The organism is Pseudomonas sp. SIMBA_041 (genome assembly GCF_046535095.1).
Classification (GTDB): Bacteria; Pseudomonadota; Gammaproteobacteria; order Pseudomonadales; family Pseudomonadaceae; genus Aquipseudomonas; species Aquipseudomonas mucoides.
This window is the reverse complement of the sequence record NZ_JAWRXJ010000443.1, coordinates 1-264: the sequence shown is the minus strand read 5'-3', so window position 1 is coordinate 264 and position 264 is coordinate 1. Positions and strand designations below refer to the sequence as shown.

The window sequence follows — 264 nt, the reverse complement described above, 5'->3', positions numbered from 1 at the left end:
CTGGATGCGCTGGCCATCGACGTCGACATGCTTGCCGTCGAGGATCTTCGCCCAGCCGTGGATCACCTTGACCCCGTGCTTTTTCAGCAAGGCCGCAACCCCACTGGTCAGGCGGTCGACGATACCGTCTTTCCAGGCCACGCTCTGGGTGATGTCCAGGCGCGGCGCGCTGACACTGATGCCCAGTGCCGACGGCGCGGTGTACCGCGAGGTCTGGTGAAACTGCTCGGCGACATGGATCAATGCCTTGGACGGAATGCAGCC

General features: G+C 63.6%; 1 pseudogene. It reads right to left on the bottom strand.

The annotated features are described in order from the left end of the window. Positions 1 to 264: pseudogene (locus SB725_RS31845) on the bottom strand (dihydrolipoyl dehydrogenase); the annotation flags it as partial.